General features: G+C 46.1%; 5 protein-coding genes. 3 read left to right on the forward strand and 2 right to left on the reverse strand.

All coding sequences use genetic code 11. The features are described from left to right. Window positions 1–1,584 (reverse strand): NAD(P)/FAD-dependent oxidoreductase (locus B9J87_RS16445; protein WP_094151755.1); only part of this gene is annotated, 1,584 nt, incomplete at its 3' end. Between the two features lie 213 nt (window positions 1,585–1,797). On the opposite strand from B9J87_RS16445, the gene fdxA reads away from it, so the two are divergent. Further along, the gene (gene fdxA, locus B9J87_RS16455) at window positions 1,798–2,121 is read left to right on the forward strand and encodes a ferredoxin FdxA (protein WP_010318513.1); all 324 of its coding nucleotides are present in this window, start codon (window positions 1,798–1,800) and stop codon (window positions 2,119–2,121) included. 127 nt (window positions 2,122–2,248) lie between these two features. Here fdxA and B9J87_RS16460 read toward each other — a convergent pair whose 3' ends face one another. Further along, on the reverse strand, window positions 2,249–2,983 hold the full coding sequence (locus tag B9J87_RS16460; RefSeq protein WP_047688384.1) for an RNA methyltransferase: 735 nt from the start codon (window positions 2,981–2,983) through the stop codon (window positions 2,249–2,251). A 132-nt stretch (window positions 2,984–3,115) separates the two neighbouring features. Here B9J87_RS16460 and B9J87_RS17815 point away from each other — a divergent pair, with 132 nt between their 5' ends. After that, window positions 3,116–3,259 (forward strand): hypothetical protein, encoded by a 144-nt coding sequence (locus B9J87_RS17815; RefSeq protein WP_013867835.1) that lies wholly within the window; start codon window positions 3,116–3,118, stop codon window positions 3,257–3,259. A 118-nt stretch (window positions 3,260–3,377) separates the two neighbouring features. Further along, window positions 3,378–5,126 carry a formate--tetrahydrofolate ligase gene (locus tag B9J87_RS16465; protein WP_094151757.1) on the forward strand — a complete coding sequence of 583 codons (1,749 nt, stop codon included), beginning with the start codon at window positions 3,378–3,380 and terminating at the stop codon, window positions 5,124–5,126. Window positions 5,127–5,167: the final 41 nt, after the last annotated feature.

Raw genomic sequence — 5,167 nt, forward strand, 5'->3', positions numbered from 1 at the left:
CGCCAATGCTTCGGCCGCTTTAATACCATCAATGCCTGCTGATAAAATCCCGCCAGCATAACCTGCACCTTCACCTGCCGGATAAAAGCCTTTCAGGTTGATGCTTTGGAAATCTTTACCCCGTTTAATGCAAATAGGTGATGACGTGCGAGTTTCTACTCCAGTTAACAAACCATCATCAGAGGCAAATCCTTTGATCTGCTTATCAAACGCTGGGATCGCTTCACGAATGGCTTCAATGGCAAAATCAGGCAACGCTTTTGAAATATCTGTCAACTTGATGCCGGGTGTAAAAGAGGGTTCGACATCACCTAACGCACTCGGATCACGACCTTGTAAAAAGTCACCAATTTTTTGTGCTGGCGCATCGTAGTTTTCGCCGCCAAGTTGATAAGCTCTTGATTCAAGCTCACGTTGGAAGCGCACGCCCGCCAGCGGATCACCGGGATAATCACGTTCAGGATCAATACCCACCACAATCGCACTGTTAGCATTACGTTCTGCGCGAGAATATTGGCTCATGCCATTGGTCACAACGCGCCCCTCTTCAGAAGTAGCCGCCACTACCGTGCCACCGGGGCACATGCAGAAGCTATAAACAGTGCGGCCATTCTTACAGTGGTGAACCAATTTGTAGTCCGCCGCGCCAAGAATGGGGTTACCCGCATTCGAGCCAAAACGCGCTTCATCAATCATTGATTGTTTATGTTCAATACGGAACCCTACTGAAAAGGGTTTGGCTTCCATATAAACGCCACGTTCATGCAACATTTCAAAGGTATCACGTGCGCTATGACCGACCGCAAGGACAACATGACGCGTTTTAATTTCTTCACCATTTGACAGCGTAAGCCCGGTAATTTGCCCTTCTTCGATGTGAATGTCATCAACACGAGTACTAAAACGAATTTCACCGCCTAATTCGATGATTTTGGCACGCATTTTTTCAATCATGGTCACCAATTTGAACGTGCCAATGTGCGGTTTGCTCACGTACATGATTTCAGCAGGTGCGCCCGCAGCGACAAATTCTGTAGTGACCTTACGACCATAGAAGTTAGGATCTTTCACTTGGCTATAGAGTTTTCCATCAGAAAAAGTTCCCGCTCCACCTTCGCCAAACTGCACGTTAGATTCAGTATTCAATGTACGTTTACGCCAAAAACCAAAGGTATCTTTGGTGCGTTCGCGCACTTCTTTACCACGCTCGACAATGATTGGGTTAAACCCCATTTGAGCAAGAATCAGTCCTGCGAATAGACCACAAGGGCCAAAGCCTATCACCACTGGGCGCTCAGTAAGATTCGCTGGCGCTTGAGCAACGAATTTGTACTCCATATCCGGCGTCACTTTCACATGCGGATCATCAGCAAACTGAGCAAGCAACTCTGTTTCATTCTCCACGCTCACATCTAGCGTGTAAATCAGCATGATTTTCGTTTTCTTACGAGCATCGTAGCCACGTTTAAACACATTGAATGAAAGAACTTGTTCATCAGCAATACCAAGTTTTTCAGTAATAGCAGCAAAAATTGCCCCTTCCTCGTGGTCCAAAGGAAGTTTAATTTCGGTTAAACGTATCATGTCGGTGTCTCGTTTTAGTCGGTGTCTTAGCCAAAGCCGCAAGCGGCCCGCTCACAATGGCGCGCATTTTACGGGAAATAGCGTTATCTGTCATACTAAATCCCGAATTCATCACACGTTACGCTAGATATTGATAGCGTTGGATGTTGAAATTTAACTTGGGATGCGTATTATCCCCATTCTTCATTTTTGACTAACTAAGAGCTGATCATCATGGCGTTTGTCGTAACGGATAATTGCATCCAATGTAAATTTACTGACTGTGTCGCGGTATGCCCTGCAGATGCCTTTCACGAAGGCCCCAATTTTATGGTGATCAACCCCATTGAATGCATTGATTGCGGTTTATGTGTTCCTGAATGTGCAGCTCAAGCTATCTTTCAAGAAGATGAACTCCCAGAAGATCAGAAGATTTACATCGAACTCAATGCTGAGCTTGCCGATATATGGCCGGTGCAAACCGAAGTCAAACCAGCCATGGATGATGCTGAAAAATGGAATGGCGTGCCAAACAAACTGGGGATGTTAGAGAAGTAGTCTTTTCTTTTTATAACTAGCGTTATAAAAAAAGCGCAAACACGGCATCCGTTATCACGCTTTTTGACGACAATCCAAAGCAACAACTTTTAAGCTTTACTTATTGACCGAGTGATCTTGGTTTGATCTAGTGATGTTGGCGGCGCAGGTTATCCAAAATAATACCCGTAGCCATTGCTACGTTAAGTGACTCTGCTCCCCCGAAGGCGGGAATGGTGATTTTGTCGGTGACATATTGAGCCGCTTCGGCACGAATACCATGCGATTCACTGCCCATCAATAAAATCCCTTCTGCTGCAAATTTCGTATGATGTACGCTCTCACCTTCTAAAAAAGCCCCATAAACAGGTAGATTTGAACTCTGTAAATAAGCACTCAAATCCACTTGGCTCACCGTAACACGCCCAAAGCTACCCATGGTGGCACTGATGGTCTTGGGATTGTATGGATCGGCGCAATCGTGGCTAGCGACAATGTGTTTAATGCCATACCAATCAGCAACACGGATAATCGTCCCTAAATTACCGGGGTCAGAAACACCATCGAGAGCGATCATCAATCCTTTCGCTTCAGGCACCGTCACTTCGGGGATCTCAACGACGGCGATTGCCGCATTATTGCTCACCAAGGTGCTGGCTTTGGTTAAGTCATCTAATGTGGCCTCAATGCATTCAAAAACACTAAGCTCAACGCGGTTTTGTGCGATAAACTCCGCAGTGGCAAAAACCTGCTTCACCGTCAGTTGGCTGTTAATCAATTCCAACACGTTCTTTTCGCCTTGCACTAAAAACAGGCCATGAGCCTTGCGCTGTTTCTTTTGGCCTAAAGCACGAAGTAGTTTCAGTTGGTTTTTTGAAATCATAAAATATCCGCAGTGAGGTAAGGTTGGCCTAGTAAAAACGCCGCATTATAGAGTAAAGGCCGTCAGAGCTAAAGCAGTGTAAGTCGAGTTTCAATACCATATGTTCAGTTACTAACAAACAAGGAAATCCATATGAAACGTTTTCTTCCCTCTTCCGTTATGTTAACCCCCTTTGTCGTCAAGCATTATGATCAACAAGATAGTGATCAACTTGAAGATGATCATCATAAAGAGCCCAACGACAATGACACAAAAGAGAACGAAGAATCGAGCTAAAAGCTCAGACATTAGTTTATAATCCACTCATTAAATAACTTTACAACCCATTTTTTGACGTTATTATCGCGACGCAAACGTTTCCCCAACCCGTACAATACTAAATAATGAGGGTTTTATGCTGCCTGATATTGAAATTTGCCGCGCCACTTCATTAACCTCCATAGAGGCTATCGCTAACAAAGCAGGATTCACCGCCAGCGAATTCCACAGCCAAGGCCGCTTTAAGGCGAAAATTTCATTAAGTTGCCTTGAACGTTTGCAAACACAAACGGTTGGAAAGTTAATCCTTGTGACTGCCATTACCCCAACGCCATTAGGGGAAGGAAAAACCGTCACGACCATAGGCCTATCACAAGGAATGGCAAAATTGGGTCATTCGGTGATGGCATGTATTCGTCAACCCTCAATGGGACCAATCTTTGGTGTTAAGGGCGGAGCCGCTGGCGGCGGTTATTCACAAGTGGCACCAATGGAAGAGCTCAATTTGCATCTCACTGGCGATATCCACGCCGTAACAGCCGCGCATAACCTTGCGGCAGCGGCGATAGATGCCCGGATCTATCACGAACAGCGCCTTGGTTATGACGATTTCGAGCAGCGCACCGCAATGAAAGCACTGCGTATCGACCCGAATAATGTGGTTTGGAAGCGAGTGATGGATCACAACGATCGCGCACTGCGCATGGTCACCGTGGGCCGAAATGAAACGGATAAATCAATCAATGGCTTTGAACGTGAAGACGGTTTTGATATTTCAGCGGCTTCTGAGCTGATGGCGATTCTTGCATTAGCCAAAAACTTAAACGATCTGCGTCAACGGATTGGGCGAATTGTCGTCGCCTATAGTCACCATGGTACACCGATTACCACTGAAGATTTGCAAGTCGCTGGGGCGATGGCTGTCAGTATGAAAGAGGCGATTGAACCTACATTAATGCAAACGTTAGAAGGCGTACCGACACTGATTCACGCCGGGCCTTTTGCCAATATCGCGCACGGTAACTCTTCTATTATCGCTGATGACATCGCCACAAGGTTAGCCGAATTTACTGTAACGGAAGGCGGCTTTGGCTCTGATATGGGATTTGAAAAGGCGTGCAATATTAAAGCCGCGACATCTGGGAAAGCGCCAGATTGCGCCGTTATCGTCACCACACTTCGCGGCTTAAAAGCGAACTCTGGTCTGTATGAATTGCGTCCCGGCCAGCCAGTTCCCGACACTCTATTTCAGCCAGACCATGCCGCGTTGGTGTCCGGTTTTGAAAATCTCAAATGGCATATTGAAAATGTGAGTAAGTATGGAATACCCGCCGTAATTGCCATTAACCGCTTTCCACAAGACAGCCAAGAAGAGCTTGAGCAGCTCGCAATGATGATTCACGCACTACCCTACCAGGTAGAGGTTGCACTGAGTGAAGGTTTTGCTCTTGGAGGCGAAGGGACGACTGAGCTTGCTTCCAAAGTCATTAAGCAGTGTCAAAAAGTGAGTACGTTCACACCGTTATACCAAGCACAGCAGACGATCAAAGATAAGATCAACGCCGTAGCGAAAAAGGGCTATGGCGCGGCAAGCGTCACTTTTACTGATAAAGCACGACGTCAAATGCACAACATGCAAGAGCAAGGTTACGGGAAGCTTGCTGTCTGTTTGGCGAAGACGCCGCTTTCAATTTCAACCAACGCTGCGATTAAAGGCGCACCAAAAGGTTTTGATGTACCGATCCGCGAATTAAAGCTCTGTGCGGGTGCTGGCTTTATCTATGCGCTATGCGGCAACGTGATGACCATGCCGGGTCTTCCTGAAAAACCCGCCTTCATGTATTTAGACATTGATTCTAAAGGAAATATTATCGGCCTAACCTGATATTATTGTTCGAAATTAACCTTTCTGAGCACAAATCTTCG

Source organism: Vibrio sp. V19_P1S1T109 (genome assembly GCF_002241375.1).
Taxonomy (GTDB): Bacteria; Pseudomonadota; Gammaproteobacteria; order Enterobacterales; family Vibrionaceae; genus Vibrio; species Vibrio anguillarum.

Excerpts from the sequence above, each read along its gene's own strand:
- fdxA (WP_010318513.1), top strand. The coding sequence starts at position 1,798 with ATGGCGTTTGTCGTAACGGATAATTGCATCCAATGTAAATTTACTGAC.
- B9J87_RS16460 (WP_047688384.1), bottom strand. The coding sequence starts at position 2,983 with ATGATTTCAAAAAACCAACTGAAACTACTTCGTGCTTTAGGCCAAAAG.
- B9J87_RS17815 (WP_013867835.1), top strand. The coding sequence starts at position 3,116 with ATGAAACGTTTTCTTCCCTCTTCCGTTATGTTAACCCCCTTTGTCGTC.
- B9J87_RS16465 (WP_094151757.1), top strand. The coding sequence starts at position 3,378 with ATGCTGCCTGATATTGAAATTTGCCGCGCCACTTCATTAACCTCCATA.